Origin of the sequence: Actinomadura sp. CNU-125 (genome assembly GCF_001942465.1) — a bacterium.
Lineage (GTDB): Bacteria > Actinomycetota > Actinomycetes > Streptosporangiales > Streptosporangiaceae > Spirillospora.
Genome location: NZ_MKJY01000587.1, coordinates 16,135 through 32,910 on the forward strand (window position 1 = coordinate 16,135; position 16,776 = coordinate 32,910).

Here is a 16,776-nt window from a genome sequence, read left to right on the forward strand (position 1 = left end):
TCGGTCCGCCGGGCGGGGACGCGCCCCATAGGATGGCGAGGAACCCAATCGAATCCAGGAACGGTTTACTCATGTCCGCCATCACCCGTGACGAGGTGGCGCACCTCGCCCGGCTGTCCCGGCTGGCGCTCGGCGACGATGAGCTCGATCATCTCGCGGGCCAGCTCGACCAGATCATCTCCGCGGTCTCGCGGGTGCAGGAGGTCGCGGCGGAGGACATCCCGCCCACCTCGCACGCGCTGCCGCTGACCAACGTCTACCGGGCCGACGAGGTCCGGCCCTCGCTCCCGCCGGAGCAGGCGCTCGCGGGCGCCCCGGCCGCCGCGGAGCAGCGCTTCCGGGTGCCGCGGATCCTGGGAGAGGAAGCCTGATGAGCGAGCTGGTCAAGAAGGGCGCGGCCGAGCTCGGCGAGCTGATGGCCGCGGGCGAGGCGTCCGCCGTCGAGGTCGCGCAGGCGCACCTGGACCGCATCGGCGCCGTGGACGAGCGGGTGCACGCGTTCCTGCACGTCGACCGGGAGACGACCCTCGCGCAGGCCCGCGCGGTGGACGAACGCCGCGCGGCCGGGGAGGAACTCGGCCCGCTGGCCGGCGTCCCGATCGCGCACAAGGACGTCTTCACCACCCGCGACATGCCGACCACCGCGGGATCCAAGATCCTCGAAGGGTGGCGGCCGCCGTACGACGCGACCGTGACGGCCCGCCTGCGCGCGGCCGGGCTGGTCATCCTCGGCAAGACGAACATGGACGAGTTCGCCATGGGCTCCTCCACGGAGAACAGCGCCTACGGCGTCACCCGCAACCCGTGGGACCTCGACCGGATCCCGGGCGGCTCGTCCGGCGGCTCGTCCGCGGCCGTCGCCGCCTACGAGGCGCCGCTGTCCACCGGCACCGACACCGGCGGCTCCATCCGGCAGCCCGCCGCCGTCACCGGCATCGTCGGCGCGAAGCCACCTACGGCGGTTCGTCCCGGTACGGCGTCATCGCGTTCGCGTCGTCCCTCGACACCCCGGGCCCGTTCGCCCGCAACGTCCTCGACGCGGCCCTCCTGCACGAGGCGTTCAGCGGCCACGACGTGATGGACTCCACGTCCGTCGACCGTCCTGTCCCGCCGGTCGTCGACGCGGCCCGCCGCGCGGACGTGGGCGGGCTGCGCGTCGGCGTCGTCAAGGAGTTCGCCGGGGACGGCTACCAGCCCGGCGTCACGGCCCGGTTCGACGAGACGGTCGAACTGCTGGAGTCGCTCGGCGCGAAGGTCGTCGAGGTCTCCTGCCCGAACTTCACCTACGCGCTGCCCGCCTACTACCTGATCGCCCCGTCGGAGTGCTCGTCCAACCTGGCCCGCTTCGACGCGATGCGCTACGGCCTGCGCGTCGGTGACGACGGCACCCGCAGCGCCGAGGAGGTCATGGCGCTGACCCGCGCCGAGGGCTTCGGGCCCGAGGTGAAGCGGCGCATCATGCTCGGCACGTACGCGCTGTCGTCCGGCTACTACGACGCCTACTACGGCAAGGCCCAGCAGGTCCGGACGCTCATCAAGCGCGACTTCGAGGCCGCGTTCGAGCAGGTCGACGTGCTGATCTCGCCGACCACGCCCACCACGGCCTTCCCGATCGGCGAGCGCGCCGACGACCCGATGGCCATGTACCTGGCCGACCTGTGCACGATCCCGTCGAACCTCGCCGGCAACGCCGCCGTCTCGGTGCCCTGCGGGCTCGCGGACGGCCTGCCGGTCGGCGTCCAGATCATGGCTCCGGCCCTCGGCGACGACCGCGTCTACCGCGTCGGCGCCGCCATCGAGCGCGCCCTGCAGGACCGCTGGGGCGGCCCCCTGCTCGCGCAGGCCCCGGCCCTCTAGGCGGCGGCACATGATCACGCGCGTCGAGATCGAGCACATTGGACAGGACATCGACGTCGAGGCCCTCGCCCGGGTTCCCGCGCACGCGGCGCGGGCGGCCGGGACCGAAGCGGCGCTGAAGGGATTGGGATGGCTGTGAGTGTCGTGACGCCGATGAAGTACGAGGACGCGCTCGCTAAGTACGAGCCCGTGCTCGGGATCGAGACCCACATCGAGCTGGGCACCGCGTCGAAGATGTTCTGCGGCTGCCGACGACGTTCGGGGCCGAGCCCAACACGCAGGTGTGCCCGGTGTGCCTCGGCCTGCCCGGAGCCCTGCCGGTGACGAACCACGCCGCGATCGAGGGCATCATCAAGATCGGCCTCGCGCTGAACTGCGACATCGTCGAATGGTGCCGGTTCGCCCGGAAGAACTACTTCTATCCGGACATGCCGAAGAACTTCCAGATCTCGCAGTACGACGAGCCGCTCTGCGTCGACGGCCACCTGGACGTCGAGGTCGAGGGCGAGACGTACCGGATCGAGATCGAGCGCGTCCACATGGAGGAGGACACCGGCAAGTCGCTGCACGTCGGCGGGGCCACCGGACGCATCCAGGGCGCCGAGTACTCGCTCGTCGACTACAACCGCGCCGGGATCCCGCTCGTGGAGATCGTCACCAAGCCGATCCCCGCGACCGGCGACCGCGCCCCCCTCGTGGCCCGCGCGTACGCGACGGAGCTGCGCGAACTCGTCCGGTCCCTCGGCGTCTCGGACGTCCGCATGGAAGAGGGCTCGATGCGCTGCGACGTCAACGTGTCGCTGATGCCGCGCGGCGCGGACGAGTGGGGCACCCGCACCGAGACGAAGAACGTCAACTCGCTCCGCTCGGTCGAGCGGTCCGTCCGCTCGGAGATCGAGCGGCAGGCGGGCGTCCTGTCCTCGGGCGGCCGCATCGTGCAGGAGACCCGCCACTTCCACGAGGACACCGGCGGCACCACCAGCGGGCGCAGCAAGGAGGAGGCGCAGGACTACCGGTACTTCCCCGAGCCCGACCTGGTGCCGATGGCGCCGTCCCGCGAGTGGGTCGACGAGCTGCGGGCGTCCCTGCCGGAGCTGCCCGCCGCGCGCCGCACCCGCATCCAGGGGGAGTGGAACCTCTCCGACCTCGAACTGCGGGACGTCGTCAACGCCGGGGCCGTCGACCTCATCGAGTCGACGATCGTCGCGGGCGCCGACGCGTCGTCCGCCCGCAAGTGGTGGATGAACGAGCTGTCCCGCCGCGCCACCGAGCAGGGCGTCGAACTGGCCGACCTGCCGATCACCCCGGAGCAGGTCGCGCGCGTCCAGGCGATGATCGTCGCGGGCGAGCTGAACGACAAGCTGGCCCGGCAGGTCTTCACCGGCGTCCTCGCCGGTGAGGGCACCCCGGACGAGGTCGTCGCCGCGAAGGGCCTCAAGATCGTCAGCGACGAGGGCGAGCTGAACACGATCATCGACCAGGTGATCGCCGACAACGCCGCCGTCGCCGACAAGATCCGCGCCGGGAAGGTCGCCGCCGCGGGCGCTCGTCGGCGCGGTCATGAAGGCCACCCGCGGCCAGGCCGACGCCGGACGCGCCCGCGAGCTCATCCTGGAGAAGCTGGCCTGACGCGTTCCCGCCGCCCCGCAACCGCGCGGGGCGGCGGAAACCGATGGCCGCCCGGGCACGTCCCGGCCAGCGCCACGAGCATCCGCCGACCAACCTCCTCGACGACCCGTCCCTGACGGACGCCGTGGACGTCGAACGCGTCGAGGTCGTCGACGGCTACCAGGCGTGGGCGCCGACCTACGACGATGCCCCCAACGCGGCGTTCGGGGTCGAGGTGCCCGTCCTCGCGGAGATCCTCGGCACGATCCCGCCCGTCCGCGACGCCGACGGCCGCCCCGGACGCCTCGTGGCGCACCGCCACACGGTCGGCGACCACCTCCGCGCGGGCCTCAGCGCGGGGCCTGGAGGTACACCGCTGCGAGGAGCCCGCACCGCCCGGCCCGCCCCCGTCCGGCCCGGGCCCCTGGGACGTCTGGCCGTGGTCCCTCGCACCACTCGTCCCGGAAGCCGCGTCCGCCGCCTCCGCCGGCGTCCCGGCGCTCCTGGTCCTGCACCACCGGCGCCCTACGACGCCGCAGCCCGATTGATCGAAAGGAAGGCCGTGAACAGGCTCGAATACGTGGTCACAGACCGTATGCTGAGCGTGTCGGGCACGGCGCGATCACAGGGAGTGCGCTAATGACGGCGGTGCCGGAAGATCATTGGTTGCTGGGCATTCAGCCGCAACCTCTGACCGCGGAGGAGTATGAGGGCCTCCCGGAAAGCGTTTCCGAGATGATCGAGGTCGTGGACGGTCACGTTGTCTTCTGTGAGGCGCCTACCCGCCGCCACCAGCGGGCAGGCCGTCGGCTGGCCAACCTGATCGAGCGTCAGGCCAGTACGGCGATGCGGAGCGGCTACGGTTGTGTTGAGGTCGACACTGATGTCGATCTGCGCCTTTACGATGTGCCACTGACGGTACGGCGGCCCGACGTCGTTCTCTACCGCTGTCTCCAAGGTGATGAGCGGCTGCGTTCCAAGCATGTGCTGCTTGTGGTGGAGATAGTGTCCCCCGGCTCGGAGATGTCCGACACGACCGACAAGTTCGGCGAATACGCAAAGGTTGGCATTCCGCACTACTGGATCGTCCGGTTGGACGACACCGGGGTCTCCGTCATCGAGCGTTACCAACTCGATCGGGCGGCCATGCTTTACAAGCACACGGGCACCTTTATGAAGGACGAGGGCGGAGCGCCGGAGGTCGGCAATCCCATCCCGGTGACGATCGACTGGGCGGAGCTCGAGTACTGAGTCGTCGGCGGGCGGCGCCCGCCTGCGGGCCTCGCGCCTTTGCCGCTGATGCCGCGGAGGACAGGGGTGGCTGTCGGGGGTGGGCGTTAGGTTGCCGCCATGCGCGATGCCGAGTTTCCGCCGCTGCCGGACGGGCTGCCCGCTCGTTGCGGCACTGGCTCCGAGCAGACGTGCTTCTGGGTGTCGGACGACCCGTTGTTCCGTGTCGGCGGGCCATGGCGTGGGCTGTACGCGCGGCGGGCGGAGTCGGGGATGTATCCGCTTCTCCTGCAGTACACGCCCGGAGACGAGGACGGCCCGTGGCGTTCGGCGGCTCGGCGCGCGTCCGGGGCGGTCGACGTACCGGACGCCGCGGCGGTGCTCCGGCGTCTCGGACGCCGCGGCGCGTACATGACCGGCGTCGACGAACTCGCCGCGCCCGGCGGCGGGTGCGGCGATCCGGACGAGTGCGCATGCGTCCTCGCGGACGCGTACAGCGAGCGGGGAGCGTGGTTCCTCGGGCTCGCCCGGGCGGCGAGCGGCGCGGACGCGCTCGCGCTCTCCGGGTGGGACGGGGCGGCGAACCACACCGGCACGGAGGACGTCACGGAGGTACTGCGGTCGTGGGAGGGACGGTTCGGGGCGCGCGTGGTGGCGCTGGGGTTCGCGGAGGTCTGGGTGTCGGTGGCGGCGCCGCCGGTGACGATCGAGCACGCGCGGGCGGTCGCCGCCGAGCACGAGGCGTTCTGTCCCGACGGCATCTGGCAGGGGCCGGGCGATCTCGACGAGTACGCCGAGGGGTTGGTCGGGCGGCGCGTGTGGAGCTTCTGGTGGGATTGAACGCCTTTCGGTGCGCTTCGACGGCTTCCGGGTGATCGCCCCTAATGCGGGTTCTTGGTGTTATGGGACGGGGACGGTGAGGATCCGGTCGTCCGTATCCGCGGGGTCGCCGCGGCCGTCGCGGTTGCTCGTGGTTACCCAGAGGGTGCCGTCCGGGGCCCGGACGACGGCGCGGAGGCGTCCGTACTCGTCCTGCAGGTGGGGCTTCGGGGTGCCGGTGTCGCCGTCGGTCAGCGGCACCTCCCAGAGGCGGACGCCCTGGAGGGCGGCGGCCCACAGGGAGCCGTCCGCGTAGGCGAGGCCGGACGGGGACGCTTCGTCGGTCGTCCAGGTGACGAGGGGGTCGATGTATTCGTCGTCGGCGGAGCCCTCGCCCTCGACCGCGGGCCAGCCGTAGTTGCCGCCCTTCTCGATCAGGTTGATCTCGTCGAACTGGTTCTGGCCGAACTCCGTCGCGTAGAGGCGCTTCTGGTCGTCCCACGCGATGCCCTGGACGTTGCGGTGGCCGTAGGACCAGACGCGGTTGCCGAAGGGGTTGCCGGGGGCCGGTTTCCCCTCGGGGGTGACGCGGAGGATCTTGCCGCCGAGGGAGTCGCGGTCCTGGGAGAGGGACGGGTCGCCGACCTCGCCCGTCGTCACGTACAGCATTCCGTCGGGGCCGAACTTCAGGCGTCCGCCGTTGTGGTTCGAGCCCTTGGGGATGCCGGTGACGATCGGCTGCAGGGCGCCGAGGCGTCCGTCGTAGGTGGTGCGGACGACGCGGTTGTCGTCGGCCGCGGTGAAGTACAGGTAGACGAGGTGGTCGTCGGCGAACGCGGGGGAGACGGCGACGCCGAGCAGGCCGCCCTCGCCGAGCGGATCGACGCCCGGGATCGTGGCGACGGCCGAGGTCTCGCCGGACGGGGCGACGCGCAGCAGGCGGCCGCTCTGCCGTTCGGTGACGAGGGCGTCGCCGCCGGGCAGGAACGCGATCGCCCACGGCACTTCGAGGCCCGTGGCGACGGGACGCACCGAGGTCGCCGGACCGGACGGGACGGGCGAGCGCGGCGGGGCGCTCGCGGGTTCGCCGGGGTCGGTCGACGAGCTGCAGGCGGCCAAGGCGAGCGTCAGCGACGCCAGGACGATCAGGTGCTTGCGCATGATGGGCCCTCCCGCCCCCAGGATGGCACGACCGGGGCGACTCGGACACGGAAATGGTCACCGTGCGTGATGCCGGGCATCGGTGACGTTCGGCTTTCGGCCCCCCAAAGGGATTCCTTACATGGTGGTTCGTCGCCGGGAGGACGCTCAGCCTCAATCGCTCCGTGACCTACGGAACGTACATTGGGCGTCACGGTGATCCCGCATCGCAGCGACGGAGCTGATCTCCGGCCGGCGCAGCCGACATGCTCGCCGCCGGCCCCGCGCCGAACCCTGCGCGGGGGCACGATCCTCGACCCTCCAGGCGTTATCGGGCCGGTGAGGGTGCGGACCCCGAATTCCCCGGCGCGCGGTGGCCGCGCGCCCCGGGACCGAGCGCTCCAGGCCGGGGCGGGAAGGGACACGGCGCGATGAGCGGCGAGAACGCCACGCGGATGCCGCCGCGTGCCCTGCCGGTCGTCATCGTCGCGATCGTCGGCGTGCTGTACGCCGTCGGTTCGCTGGCGGGCTGGGGCGGCACCGCGTTCATCACGTGGGCCGAGGCCGGTGCGGCGGGCGCCGCGGCGGTCTCCCTGCTGGCGTCGGCCGGACGGCCGCGGGGCGGGGACGGCGACGGCGCGAGCGGCCTGCGCAGGCTGTCGGCGGGCGGCATCTGGCGGGCGTCCCTGCGCTGGTACGGCATCGCGGCGTCCTGCTGGTTCCTCGGCGCGGTCGGCAGCGCCCTCGCCGACTACGCGAGCCGCAGCGCGCTGTCGCTGTCGGTGCCCGACCTGTTCTACCTGATCGCCGTGGTCGCGCTGGTCGTCGGCCTGGTGGTGCCGGTCAGCCCGCCGCGGGACGTGGGGACGTGGCTGCGGTACGCGGCCGACACGTACGTGTGCGTGTGCGGGCTGTTCGTCCTGGGGTGGGTCGCGGTCTTCAGCACGCTGTACCACCGGTCGGGGGAGTCGCCGACCGAGTTCCTGCTGGAGCTGCTGTACCCGCTGATCGACATCGCGCTGGTGTGCGGGGCGCTGCCGTTCGTGCTGGGCGCGGCGCGGGGGCACCGGCGTCCGGCGTGGATGGGGTACGGGGCGCTGGCGGCGTTCGCGGTCGCCGACGTCGTGACGACGTTCGTCCGGCTGCACGGGGGCGCCCCCACCGAGGACCCGGCGGACATCCTGCGGCTCGCCGGGCTGCTGCTGCTCCTGCTCGTTCCGTGGACGGAGCCGGTGCCGGAGCCGACGGACGACATCCCGCCGGACGCCGAGGTGGTGCGGCCGGACGGCGCCGAGGCGCGGCGCGGCCGGATGATCGGCCCCGGTATCGCCCCGGCGGCGGTCGCGGCGGCGGCCGCGCTGTTCATCGCCGGGCACACGCTGACCGGGCGCGACGGGGTGGAACCGGTCGTCTCGCTGGTGGCGGGTTCGGCGACGCTGGTGCTGCTGGCGCGGCTCGCGGCGCTGCTGCACGAGAACGAACGGCTGCGGCGGGAGGTCGACGCGGGCGAGCAGCACTTCCGCGCCCTGTCGGAGAGCATCGACGGCGCGGTCCTGATCTGCGACATGGACGCCACGGTGCAGTACGCGAGCGCGGGCGCCCTGCGCACCTACCACTACGCGGCGGAGGAGCTGGTCGGCCGCCCGCTGCACGAGCTCGTCCACCCGGAGGACCTGCCGCGCCTGGAGGAGGTCTTCACCGAGTTCCTGGAGGCGGTGGACGCCCCGCCGGGGGAGGACGTGCTGCGCATCTCGTGCCGGGTCCGCGCGGCCGACGGCACGTGGCTGCCGACCGAGTCGACGGTGTCGCGCTACAGCGGCGGCTCGTCCGGACGGCTGCTGGTGACCACCCGCGACCTGAGCGAGCAGGCGGCGCTGCAGCGGCAGGTCGCCCATCTGACGTTCCACGACGGCCTCACCGGCCTGCCGAACCGTTCGTTCTTCGAGGAGCGGACCCGGGAGCTGCTGACCCGGCAGGAGTCCGGCGACAAGATCGCGGTCGTGTTCGTCGACCTGGACGGCTTCACCGACGTGAACGACTCGGCGGGGCACGCGGCGGGCGACCAGGTGCTGGCGCAGGCCGCGCGGCGGCTGCGCGGCAACGTGCTGGCCGACGACACGGTGGCCCGCTGGGGCGGCGACGAGTTCGCGGTGCTGGTGCAGCTCCCGTCGGACGAGCGGGAGACGCAGGCGACGGTGGAGCTGGCGGGACGGCTGCTGCGGGTGCTGTCGGCCGACCCGTACCAGGTCGGCGGCAAGCAGATCGCGCTGACCGCGAGCGTCGGCATCGCGTTCGCCGGGGACGACGAGCGGCCCGCCGGCCGGGGCACCGACCCCGGGCGGCGCGTCCGGCGCGACGCCGCGGACCTGCTGCGCAACGGCGACCTCGCGATGGCGCGCGCCAAGGAGATGGGCGGCGGCCGGGTCGAGGTGTACGCGCCGCACATGCACGCCGACGTCGTCCGGCGGCTGGAGCTCGGCAGCGACCTGCAGCGGGCGCTGGCCGAGGAGCAGTTCGCGGTGGAGTTCCAGCCGGTGGTGGACCTCGCGACGTCGCGGGTGACGAGCGTGGAGGCGCTGCTGCGCTGGTGGCGGGGGAGCGAGGCGGTCCCGCCGGAGGAGTTCATCGGCCCCGCCGAGGAGGCGGGCCTGATGCTGCCGCTCGGCGACTGGGTGCTGCGCGAGGCGTGCCGCGAGGTGGCCCGCTGGCGGGAGGACTCCTGGGAGATCGGCCTGTCGGTGAACTTCACCGCCCGGCAGATCGGCGCGCCCCGGTTCGTGGAGACGGTCGCGTCGGTGCTGGACGAGACGGGCCTGCCGCCGCACGCGCTGACGCTGGAGGTCCGCGAGGAGGTCCTCGTCGACGACGGGACGAACGTGGAGCGGCTGGAGGCGCTGCGCGACCTCGGCGTCCGGCTGGCGATCGACGACTTCGGCACCGGGTACGCGTCGCTGGCCTACCTCGGGCGGCTCCCGGTGGACGTCATCAAGATCGACCCGTCGTTCGTGGCGGGGCTCGGCACGGACGAGACGAGCACGCTGCTCACCCGCACGATCGTCCGGCTGGGCAGCGACCTCGGGCTGACCGTGGTGGCGGAGGGCATCGAGCGGCCCGAGCAGCTGGAGCTGCTGCGGGAGATGGGCTGCCCGCGCGGGCAGGGGTTCCTGGTGGCGCGGCCGATGGCGGCCGGACGCGTCGAGTCGCTCGTCCGGACGAACCTGGCCGGTGGCGGCGGCGACGTCTCCGGCGAGATCCCGCTGCCTCTGCCCGGCTGACCTGCGTCGACGCCCCGGGCAGGCGCCTCGGCGGGGGGCGTGACCGCCGCCACATCTGTCTCACATGCCGAGATATTGCGTCCAAGGATTTGACGGTCGGCCGGACATCGGCGAGAGTGTGCTCGTGCAGAGCATCTCCACCATCATCCTCGTAGTACTCGGTCGGCGCGCAGGCTGACCGAGTCCTACCGTCCTGCGCGCCTCCCCTCGACCGCTTACCGGCGGCGGGGGTTTTTTGTTGCCCGGCGAGCCCAGTCTCTCTCCCCAAGGAACCGCAGATCATGACGACCGAACAGATGACGGGAGCCCAGGCGCTGGTGCGCGCCCTGGAGAACGTCGGCGTCGACACCGTGTTCGGCATTCCGGGTGGCGCGATCCTCCCGGCCTACGACCCGCTCTTCGACTCCGCGAAGCTCCGCCACATCCTCGTCCGGCACGAGCAGGGCGCCGGTCACGCCGCCCAGGGCTACGCGATGGTGACCGGCAGGGTCGGTGTGTGCATGGCCACCAGCGGGCCCGGCGCCACCAACCTCGTCACCGCGATCTCCGACGCCTACATGGACTCGGTGCCGATCGTGGCGATCACCGGCCAGGTCGCGTCGTCGCTGATCGGGACGACGGGTTCCAGGAAGCCGACATCGTGGGCATCACGATGCCGATCACGAAGCACAACTTCCTGGTCACCGACCCCCGCGACATCGGCCGGACGATCGCCGAGGCGTTCCACATCGCGGGCACCGGCCGTCCCGGCCCCGTCCTGGTCGACATCGCCAAGGACGCGCTGACCGCCACCGTCGGGTTCGAGTGGCCGGTCGCCCCGCAGCTCCCCGGGTACCGGCCCGTCACCCGGCCGCACTCCAAGCAGGTCCGCGAGGCGGCACGGCTGATCGTCGAGTCGAAGCGCCCGGTGCTCTACGTCGGCGGCGGCGTCCTGAAGGCGGGCGCGTCCGCCGAGCTGAAGGTGCTCGCCGAGCTGACCGGCGCGCCCGTCGTCACGACGCTGATGGCCAAGGGCGCGCTGCCCGACAGCCACCCGCAGCACATGGGGATGCCCGGCATGCACGGCAGCGTCGGCGCCGTCGGCGCGCTGCAGCGCGCCGACCTGCTGGTCACCCTCGGCGCCCGCTTCGACGACCGGGTCACCGGCAAGCTCGACGGGTTCGCGCCGGGCGCGAAGGTCGTGCACGCCGACATCGACCCCGCGGAGATCTCGAAGAACCGGCACGCCGACGTCCCGATCGTCGGGGACGCCCGCGAGGTCATCGCCGACCTGATCGTCGCGGTGCAGAACGAGCACGCGGCGGGCAACACCGGCGACTACGCCGACTGGTGGCGGCAGCTCGACGCGTGGCGCGACACCTACCCGCTCGGGTACGACGCGCCCGCGGACGGTTCGCTGTCGCCGCAGCAGGTCATCGAACGGATCGGGCAGCTGGCCGGGCCGGACGCCTACTACGTCGCGGGCGTCGGGCAGCACCAGATGTGGGCCGCGCAGTTCATCAAGTACGAGCGGCCGGGCGCGTTCCTGAACTCCGGCGGCGCGGGCACGATGGGCTACGCCGTCCCGGCCGCGATGGGCGCCAAGGTCGGCGCGCCCGACACGCAGGTGTGGGCGATCGACGGCGACGGCTGCTTCCAGATGACGAACCAGGAGCTGGCCACCTGCGCCATCGAGGGCATCCCCGTGAAGATCGCGGTGATCAACAACGGTAACCTCGGCATGGTCCGCCAGTGGCAGACGCTCTTCTACAACGAGCGCTACTCCAACACGAATCTGCACGCCGCCAAGCGCATTCCCGACTTCGTGAAGCTCGCGGAGGCGTACGGTTGCGTGGGGTTGCGCTGCGACCGGGCCGAGGACGTCGACGCCGTCATCGCCAAGGCCATGGAGATCAACGACGCGCCCGTCGTGATCGACTTCGTGGTGCACGAGGACGCCATGGTCTGGCCCATGGTGGCCGCCGGCACCACGAACGACGACATCAAGATCGCCCGGGACATGGCCCCCGACTGGGAGAACGGAGACTGACCCCGATGAGCCTGCACACCCTCTCGGTGCTGGTGGAGAACAAGCCCGGCATCCTCGCGCGGGTCGCGGCGCTGTTCTCCCGGCGCGGCTTCAACATCGAGTCCCTCGCGGTCGGCGTCACCGAGCACCCGGACATCTCCCGGATGACGATCGTGGTGAACGTCGCCGACCTGCCGCTGGAACAGGTCACCAAGCAGCTCAACAAGCTGATCAACGTGCTGAAGATCGTCGAACTGGACCAGTCGGCGTCCGTCCAGCGCGAGCTGATCCTGGTCAAGGTGCGCGCCGACGCCGAGACCCGCTCCCAGGTCCTGGAGACCGTCAACCTGTTCCGCGCGAAGGTCGTGGACGTCGCGCCGGACGCGGTGACGATCGAGGCCACCGGCAACCGCGACAAGCTGGACGCCCTCATCCGCGTCCTGGAGCCGTTCGGCATCAAGGAACTGGTGCAGTCCGGCATGGTGGCCATCGGCCGCGGCGCCCGCTCCATCACCGACCGCTCGCTGCGGGCCATCGAGCGCAGCGCGTGACCCAAGTGAACACCCGAAACGAAAGGCAACAGCACTGTGGCTGAGATGTTCTACGACGACGCGGCCGACCTGAGCGTCATCCAGGGACGGCACGTGGCGATCATCGGCTACGGCAGCCAGGGACACGCGCACGCGCTCTCCCTGCGCGACTCCGGCGTCGACGTGCGGGTCGGGCTCCGCGAGGGGTCGGCCAGCCGGGAGAAGGCGGAGGCCGAGGGCCTGCGCGTCGTCACCCCGGCGGAGGCGGCCGAGGAGGCCGACCTCATCATGCTGCTGGCTCCCGACCACCACCACCGGGAGATCTTCGAGAAGGACATCAAGCCCGCGCTCGTCGAGGGCGACGCGCTGTTCTTCGGCCACGGCTTCAGCATCCGCTACGACCTCGTCCAGCCGCCGGAGGGCGTGGACGTGGCGATGGTCGCGCCGAAGGGCCCCGGCCACCTCGTGCGCCGCCAGTTCGTCGCCGGACGCGGCGTCCCGGTGATCGTCGCGGTGGAGAAGGACGCCTCCGGCAACGCCTGGCCGCTGGCCCTCGCCTACGCCAAGGCCATCGGCGGCCTGCGCGCGGGCGGCATCAAGACCACCTTCACCGAGGAGACCGAGACCGACCTGTTCGGCGAGCAGGCCGTGCTGTGCGGCGGCGCGTCCGAGCTGGTCAAGGCCGGTTTCGAGGTGCTGACCGAGGCGGGCTACCAGCCCGAGGTCGCCTACTTCGAGGTGCTGCACGAGCTGAAGCTGATCGTCGACCTCATGTACGAGGGCGGCATCTCCAAGATGTACTGGTCGGTGTCCGACAACGCCGAGTACGGCGGCTACCGCAGCGGCCCGCGCGTGATCACGCCGGAGACCAAGGCCGCGATGAAGAAGATCCTCGGCGAGATCCAGTCCGGCGAGTACGCCAAGGAACTGGTGGACGAGTTCGAGAGCGGCCAGAAGAAGTTCAGCGAGTACCGCGAGAAGATGGCCGAGCACCCGGTCGAGAAGACGGGCGCCGAGCTGCGCCCGATGATGAGCTGGCTCAACGACTGAGTCGGTTTGTCGCGATGACTGAGCCGACGCCCGGACGTGGCGTCGGCTCAGCCCGTTCCGGGGCGGGTGTCAGCGGAGCAGGCGGCGCACCAGCCGCGCGACCGGCGACAGGTTCTCCTGGTCGCGGCCGACGAGCAGCGCGAGGTAGCCGCCGCGGGTGAAGTAGACGGTCACGTCCCGTGCCCCGGACGCCCGCCGCTGCGGTGCCGTCCGGACGGACGCGTCCCGCACGGCCCCGAAGCGCGCCTCCCGCCGTACCCCGAGGGCCGTCGCGGCGACGCGCACGTCGTAGCGTCCGGGCTCGATGTCGTTCGGGTCGAGGAGCAGTTCGAACCCGCCGGGGGTCTCCGGCCGGGGAACGGTCGGGAGGCGGTGCTCGCGGCCGGTGGAGCGTTCCCGCAGCAGGATCTCCGCGACCGAGCGGTCGGTGGCGACGCGCTGCAGCCGCGCGGCGCCGCGGATCCGCACCCGGCGGCCCGGCCGGTCGACGGCGTCCAGCCGGTGCTCGACGCCGACCTCGCCGGTGATGTCGACGTCCTGGCGGGGCACACCGCGCAGGAACGGGTACATCGCGTAGATCCGCCCGCCGACCACCACCGCGCCCGCCGGGCCGCCCTCCACCTCGTCGCGGATCAGCCGTTCCAGCTCGTCGAGCAGGTCGTGCTGGATGCAGAACGCCCGCAGCCGCGCCGACGCGGGCAGCGCCGCGCGGACGACGTCGCTCAGCCCTTCCGCGCCGATGAGCCGGCGGGTTCCGTCGACGAGGCGTTCCCGCTGCAGGGAGTCGAGCTCCAGGAAGCGGTGGTCGTACACGCGCAGGACATCGCGCAGGACGCTGATCGAGACATCGGTCGGGACGCTGATGCTGTCGGACGTCACGGGCCCTCTCCTGATCGCCGGGAACGATGGTCACGTTAAGTCACCGTTCGGTCTCGTGCAGTAAAAGTTTCAGGACCCTGTCTTTCGAGATGCATACTCGGTATTGCCGTGGGCATACTCGGTATGCATACTTCGTAGGCATGTCGATCCGTCACGGCCTCCTGGCGCTGCTGTCCCAGGGGCCCCGCTACGGCTACCAGCTCAGGACCGAGTTCGAGTCCTCCACCGGCGCCACCTGGCCCCTCAACATCGGGCAGGTGTACTCCACGCTCTCCCGCCTCGAACGGGACGAACTGGTCGTCCGCGTCGGCGCCGACGACGAGGGCCGGTTCGTCTACCGGATCACCCCGGCGGGCGGGGACGAGGTGCGCCGCTGGTTCGCCACCCCCGTCGCCCGCGCCGACCGGCCCCGCGACGAGCTGGCGATCAAGCTCGCGATGGCCGTCACCGCGCCCGGCGTCGACGTCCGGGCCGTCGTGCAGGCGCAGCGCACCGCGACGCTGCGCTCGCTGCAGGACCTCACCCGTCTCAAGGCCGCCCCGGCCGCCGAGGAACCCGGCCAGAGCGACCACGCCTGGCGGCTGGTCCTCGAATCCATGATCTTCCAGGCCGAGGCGGAGGTCCGGTGGCTCGACCACTGCGAAACCTACGTCGCCCGTGCCGTCCCGCAGGTCCCGGGCGTCCCGCCCGCGCCGGGCGCGCCCGCCGCCGACCCGTCCGTCCCGAAGGAGACGCGCCGATGAGCGTCCTCTCGCTGCGGGGGGTCTCCCGGGACCACGGGACGGGCGCCGCGCTCGTCCACGCGCTGACCGAGGTCGACCTGGACGTCGCCGAGGGCGAGTTCGTGGCGGTCATGGGCCCGTCCGGATCCGGCAAAACGACCCTGCTCACGCTCGCGGGCGGGCTCGACTCGCCGACGGCCGGGGAGGTCCTCGTCGCGGGGGCGGACCTCGCCCGGCTGAAGGCGTCCGGACGGTCGGCGCTGCGCCGACGCGGCATCGGCTACGTCTTCCAGAACCTCAACCTCATCCCGAGCCTCACCGCCGCCGAGAACGTCATGCTGCCCCGCGAGCTGGACGGCGTCCGCGCCCGCAGGGCCCGCGCGGAGGCCCGGGCCGCCCTCGGCGACGTCGGTGCCGCCGACCTCGCCGACCGGTACCCCGACGAGATGTCCGGCGGCCAGCGGCAGCGGATCGCGATCGCCCGCGCGCTCGTCGGCGACCGGCGGCTCGTCCTGGCCGACGAGCCGACCGGCGCGCTCGACAGCCGCACCGGCGACGACGTCATGCGCGTCCTGCGGCAGCGCTGCGACGCGGGCGCCGCGTGCCTGATGGTCACCCACGAGTCCCGCCACGCCGCCTGGGCCGACCGGGTGGTGTTCCTGCGAGACGGCCGCGTCGTCGACGCCACGCCGCCCCGCGTCGGCCCCGAGACCCTGCTGCGGGAGGTGCCGTGACCTCCGCCGGAGCCGCGCTGCGCATCGCGCGGCGGGACGCGCTGCGCGCCAAGGGGCGCACCGCCTTCGTCCTCTGCATGATCGGCCTGCCCGTCGCGGCCATCGTGGCGCTCGGCGTGGTCTGGCAGACCTCGGCCTGGTCTCGCGCGAGGCCCTGCCATACGAACTCGGCACGGCCGACGCGCGGCTGACCGGCGCCACGCACGCGCCGTTGCGGCAGAATCCCGTCCGTCCCGATTTCGTCGCGCCGGACGGCGAGACCGATCCCGCCGGCGACGCGAACTGGACGACGGCGGAGATCACGCGGCGGGTCGCCGCCGCCTACGGCCCGGACGCGCGCGTCCTGCCGATCGACGCCGCCTCGATGACCTGGCTCCGCACACCGCGCGGTTACCTGTGGGCCGACCTCGTCCAGGTCGACCTGCGCGACCCCCTGGCGCGCGGGATCCTCGACGTCACCGCGGGACGGGCGCCCGCCGCGGCGGACGAGATCGCCCTGGCCGCCGAACTCGCGGGCCGCTTCCCGCTCGGCTCGACCGTCCAGACCGACCGCGACGGCACGACGAAACGCGTCGTCGGGCATGTGCGCGACCCCCGGTCGCCCGGCCGCCGCGTCGCGCTCGCGCTGCCGGGCGCCGCCCCGGACGCGGGGAAGGAATGGCTGATCGACACCGGCCGTCCGGTCACCTGGAAGGACGTCACCGGGTTCAACCGGGACGGCATCACGGTGCTGTCCCGCGCGGTGGTGGAGGACCCGCCGCCCGCGTCGGCGCTGCCGCCCGGCGTGTCGATCGACCGCAACCTGGACGACCCCGCCACGATCACGATCGCCGCGCTGGCCGTCGCGATGATCGTCCTTGAGGTCGTCCTGCTGGTGGGCCCCGCGTTCGCCGTCGACGTCCGCCGCCGGCGGCGCCTGCTCGC

Annotated in this window: 13 protein-coding genes and 4 pseudogenes; 15 read left to right on the forward strand and 2 right to left on the reverse strand. The window is 72.3% G+C overall.

What is annotated here, in order from left to right:
- The first annotated feature begins 71 nt into the window (after positions 1–71).
- The 7 genes and pseudogenes from gatC to BJF79_RS47015 all read left to right on the forward strand — a co-directional run bounded on the left by gatC (position 72) and on the right by BJF79_RS47015 (position 5,535).
- The gene (gene gatC / locus BJF79_RS46990; RefSeq protein ID WP_075907108.1) at positions 72–371 is read left to right on the forward strand and encodes an Asp-tRNA(Asn)/Glu-tRNA(Gln) amidotransferase subunit GatC; all 300 of its coding nucleotides are present in this window, start codon (positions 72–74) and stop codon (positions 369–371) included.
- Positions 371–1,857 (forward strand): annotated as a pseudogene (gene gatA, locus BJF79_RS46995) (Asp-tRNA(Asn)/Glu-tRNA(Gln) amidotransferase subunit GatA). Before gatC ends, gatA begins: the two are co-directional and overlap by 1 nt.
- 10 nt (positions 1,858–1,867) lie before the next feature.
- Positions 1,868–1,996 (forward strand): hypothetical protein, encoded by a 129-nt coding sequence (locus BJF79_RS64765; RefSeq protein WP_262403595.1) that lies wholly within the window; start codon positions 1,868–1,870, stop codon positions 1,994–1,996.
- A gap of 14 nt (positions 1,997–2,010) precedes the next feature.
- A pseudogene (gene gatB, locus BJF79_RS47000) lies at positions 2,011–3,486 on the forward strand (Asp-tRNA(Asn)/Glu-tRNA(Gln) amidotransferase subunit GatB).
- A 43-nt stretch (positions 3,487–3,529) separates the two neighbouring features.
- The gene (locus BJF79_RS47005; RefSeq protein WP_075907109.1) at positions 3,530–4,105 is read left to right on the forward strand and encodes a hypothetical protein; all 576 of its coding nucleotides are present in this window, start codon (positions 3,530–3,532) and stop codon (positions 4,103–4,105) included.
- Positions 4,105–4,716 carry a Uma2 family endonuclease gene (locus BJF79_RS47010; protein ID WP_075907110.1) on the forward strand — a complete coding sequence of 204 codons (612 nt, stop codon included), beginning with the start codon at positions 4,105–4,107 and terminating at the stop codon, positions 4,714–4,716. Before BJF79_RS47005 ends, BJF79_RS47010 begins: the two co-directional genes overlap by 1 nt.
- A 99-nt stretch (positions 4,717–4,815) precedes the next feature.
- Complete coding sequence (locus tag BJF79_RS47015) at positions 4,816–5,535, forward strand: DUF4253 domain-containing protein (RefSeq protein WP_083734773.1); 720 nt, start codon at positions 4,816–4,818, stop codon at positions 5,533–5,535.
- Between the two features lie 60 nt (positions 5,536–5,595).
- Here the strand turns inward: BJF79_RS47015 and BJF79_RS47020 are convergent, their stop codons facing one another.
- Complete coding sequence (locus BJF79_RS47020) at positions 5,596–6,675, reverse strand: PQQ-dependent sugar dehydrogenase (RefSeq protein ID WP_075907111.1); 1,080 nt, start codon at positions 6,673–6,675, stop codon at positions 5,596–5,598.
- A gap of 410 nt (positions 6,676–7,085) precedes the next feature.
- On the opposite strand from BJF79_RS47020, the gene BJF79_RS47025 reads away from it, so the two are divergent.
- The 4 genes and pseudogenes from BJF79_RS47025 to ilvC all read left to right on the forward strand — a co-directional run bounded on the left by BJF79_RS47025 (position 7,086) and on the right by ilvC (position 13,517).
- Positions 7,086–9,929: a putative bifunctional diguanylate cyclase/phosphodiesterase gene (locus BJF79_RS47025; RefSeq protein WP_075907112.1), complete on the forward strand. Its 2,844-nt coding sequence runs from the start codon at positions 7,086–7,088 to the stop codon at positions 9,927–9,929.
- Between the two features lie 281 nt (positions 9,930–10,210).
- Positions 10,211–11,958: pseudogene (locus BJF79_RS47030) on the forward strand (acetolactate synthase large subunit).
- A 5-nt stretch (positions 11,959–11,963) separates the two neighbouring features.
- The gene (ilvN, locus tag BJF79_RS47035) at positions 11,964–12,488 is read left to right on the forward strand and encodes an acetolactate synthase small subunit (protein ID WP_075907113.1); all 525 of its coding nucleotides are present in this window, start codon (positions 11,964–11,966) and stop codon (positions 12,486–12,488) included.
- A 45-nt stretch (positions 12,489–12,533) separates the two neighbouring features.
- Positions 12,534–13,517: a ketol-acid reductoisomerase gene (ilvC, locus tag BJF79_RS47040; protein ID WP_075907114.1), complete on the forward strand. Its 984-nt coding sequence runs from the start codon at positions 12,534–12,536 to the stop codon at positions 13,515–13,517.
- A gap of 69 nt (positions 13,518–13,586) precedes the next feature.
- Here the strand turns inward: ilvC and BJF79_RS47045 are convergent, their stop codons facing one another.
- Positions 13,587–14,396, reverse strand: a complete 810-nt coding sequence (locus BJF79_RS47045; protein WP_262403596.1) for a hypothetical protein — start codon at positions 14,394–14,396, stop codon at positions 13,587–13,589.
- Positions 14,397–14,536: 140 nt separating this feature from the next.
- On the opposite strand from BJF79_RS47045, the gene BJF79_RS47050 reads away from it, so the two are divergent.
- The 4 genes and pseudogenes from BJF79_RS47050 to BJF79_RS47065 form a co-directional block, all read left to right on the forward strand.
- Positions 14,537–15,139, forward strand: coding sequence for a PadR family transcriptional regulator (locus BJF79_RS47050; protein ID WP_075907115.1), 603 nt, complete (start codon positions 14,537–14,539; stop codon positions 15,137–15,139).
- The gene (locus tag BJF79_RS47055; protein ID WP_075907116.1) at positions 15,136–15,852 is read left to right on the forward strand and encodes an ABC transporter ATP-binding protein; all 717 of its coding nucleotides are present in this window, start codon (positions 15,136–15,138) and stop codon (positions 15,850–15,852) included. The genes BJF79_RS47050 and BJF79_RS47055 overlap by 4 nt, the downstream gene beginning before the upstream one ends.
- Positions 15,849–16,043, forward strand: coding sequence for a hypothetical protein (locus tag BJF79_RS47060; RefSeq protein WP_075907117.1), 195 nt, complete (start codon positions 15,849–15,851; stop codon positions 16,041–16,043). Before BJF79_RS47055 ends, BJF79_RS47060 begins: the two co-directional genes overlap by 4 nt.
- 20 nt (positions 16,044–16,063) lie before the next feature.
- A pseudogene (locus BJF79_RS47065) lies at positions 16,064–16,776 on the forward strand (hypothetical protein); the annotation flags it as partial.

Bases quoted from the DNA above. Each gene is read 5' to 3' on its own strand.
- gatC (WP_075907108.1), top strand. From the start codon at position 72: ATGTCCGCCATCACCCGTGACGAGGTGGCGCACCTCGCCCGGCTGTCC.
- BJF79_RS64765 (WP_262403595.1), top strand. From the start codon at position 1,868: ATGATCACGCGCGTCGAGATCGAGCACATTGGACAGGACATCGACGTC.
- BJF79_RS47005 (WP_075907109.1), top strand. From the start codon at position 3,530: ATGGCCGCCCGGGCACGTCCCGGCCAGCGCCACGAGCATCCGCCGACC.
- BJF79_RS47010 (WP_075907110.1), top strand. From the start codon at position 4,105: ATGACGGCGGTGCCGGAAGATCATTGGTTGCTGGGCATTCAGCCGCAA.
- BJF79_RS47015 (WP_083734773.1), top strand. From the start codon at position 4,816: ATGCGCGATGCCGAGTTTCCGCCGCTGCCGGACGGGCTGCCCGCTCGT.
- BJF79_RS47020 (WP_075907111.1), bottom strand. From the start codon at position 6,675: ATGCGCAAGCACCTGATCGTCCTGGCGTCGCTGACGCTCGCCTTGGCC.
- BJF79_RS47025 (WP_075907112.1), top strand. From the start codon at position 7,086: ATGAGCGGCGAGAACGCCACGCGGATGCCGCCGCGTGCCCTGCCGGTC.
- ilvN (WP_075907113.1), top strand. From the start codon at position 11,964: ATGAGCCTGCACACCCTCTCGGTGCTGGTGGAGAACAAGCCCGGCATC.
- ilvC (WP_075907114.1), top strand. From the start codon at position 12,534: ATGTTCTACGACGACGCGGCCGACCTGAGCGTCATCCAGGGACGGCAC.
- BJF79_RS47050 (WP_075907115.1), top strand. From the start codon at position 14,537: ATGTCGATCCGTCACGGCCTCCTGGCGCTGCTGTCCCAGGGGCCCCGC.
- BJF79_RS47055 (WP_075907116.1), top strand. From the start codon at position 15,136: ATGAGCGTCCTCTCGCTGCGGGGGGTCTCCCGGGACCACGGGACGGGC.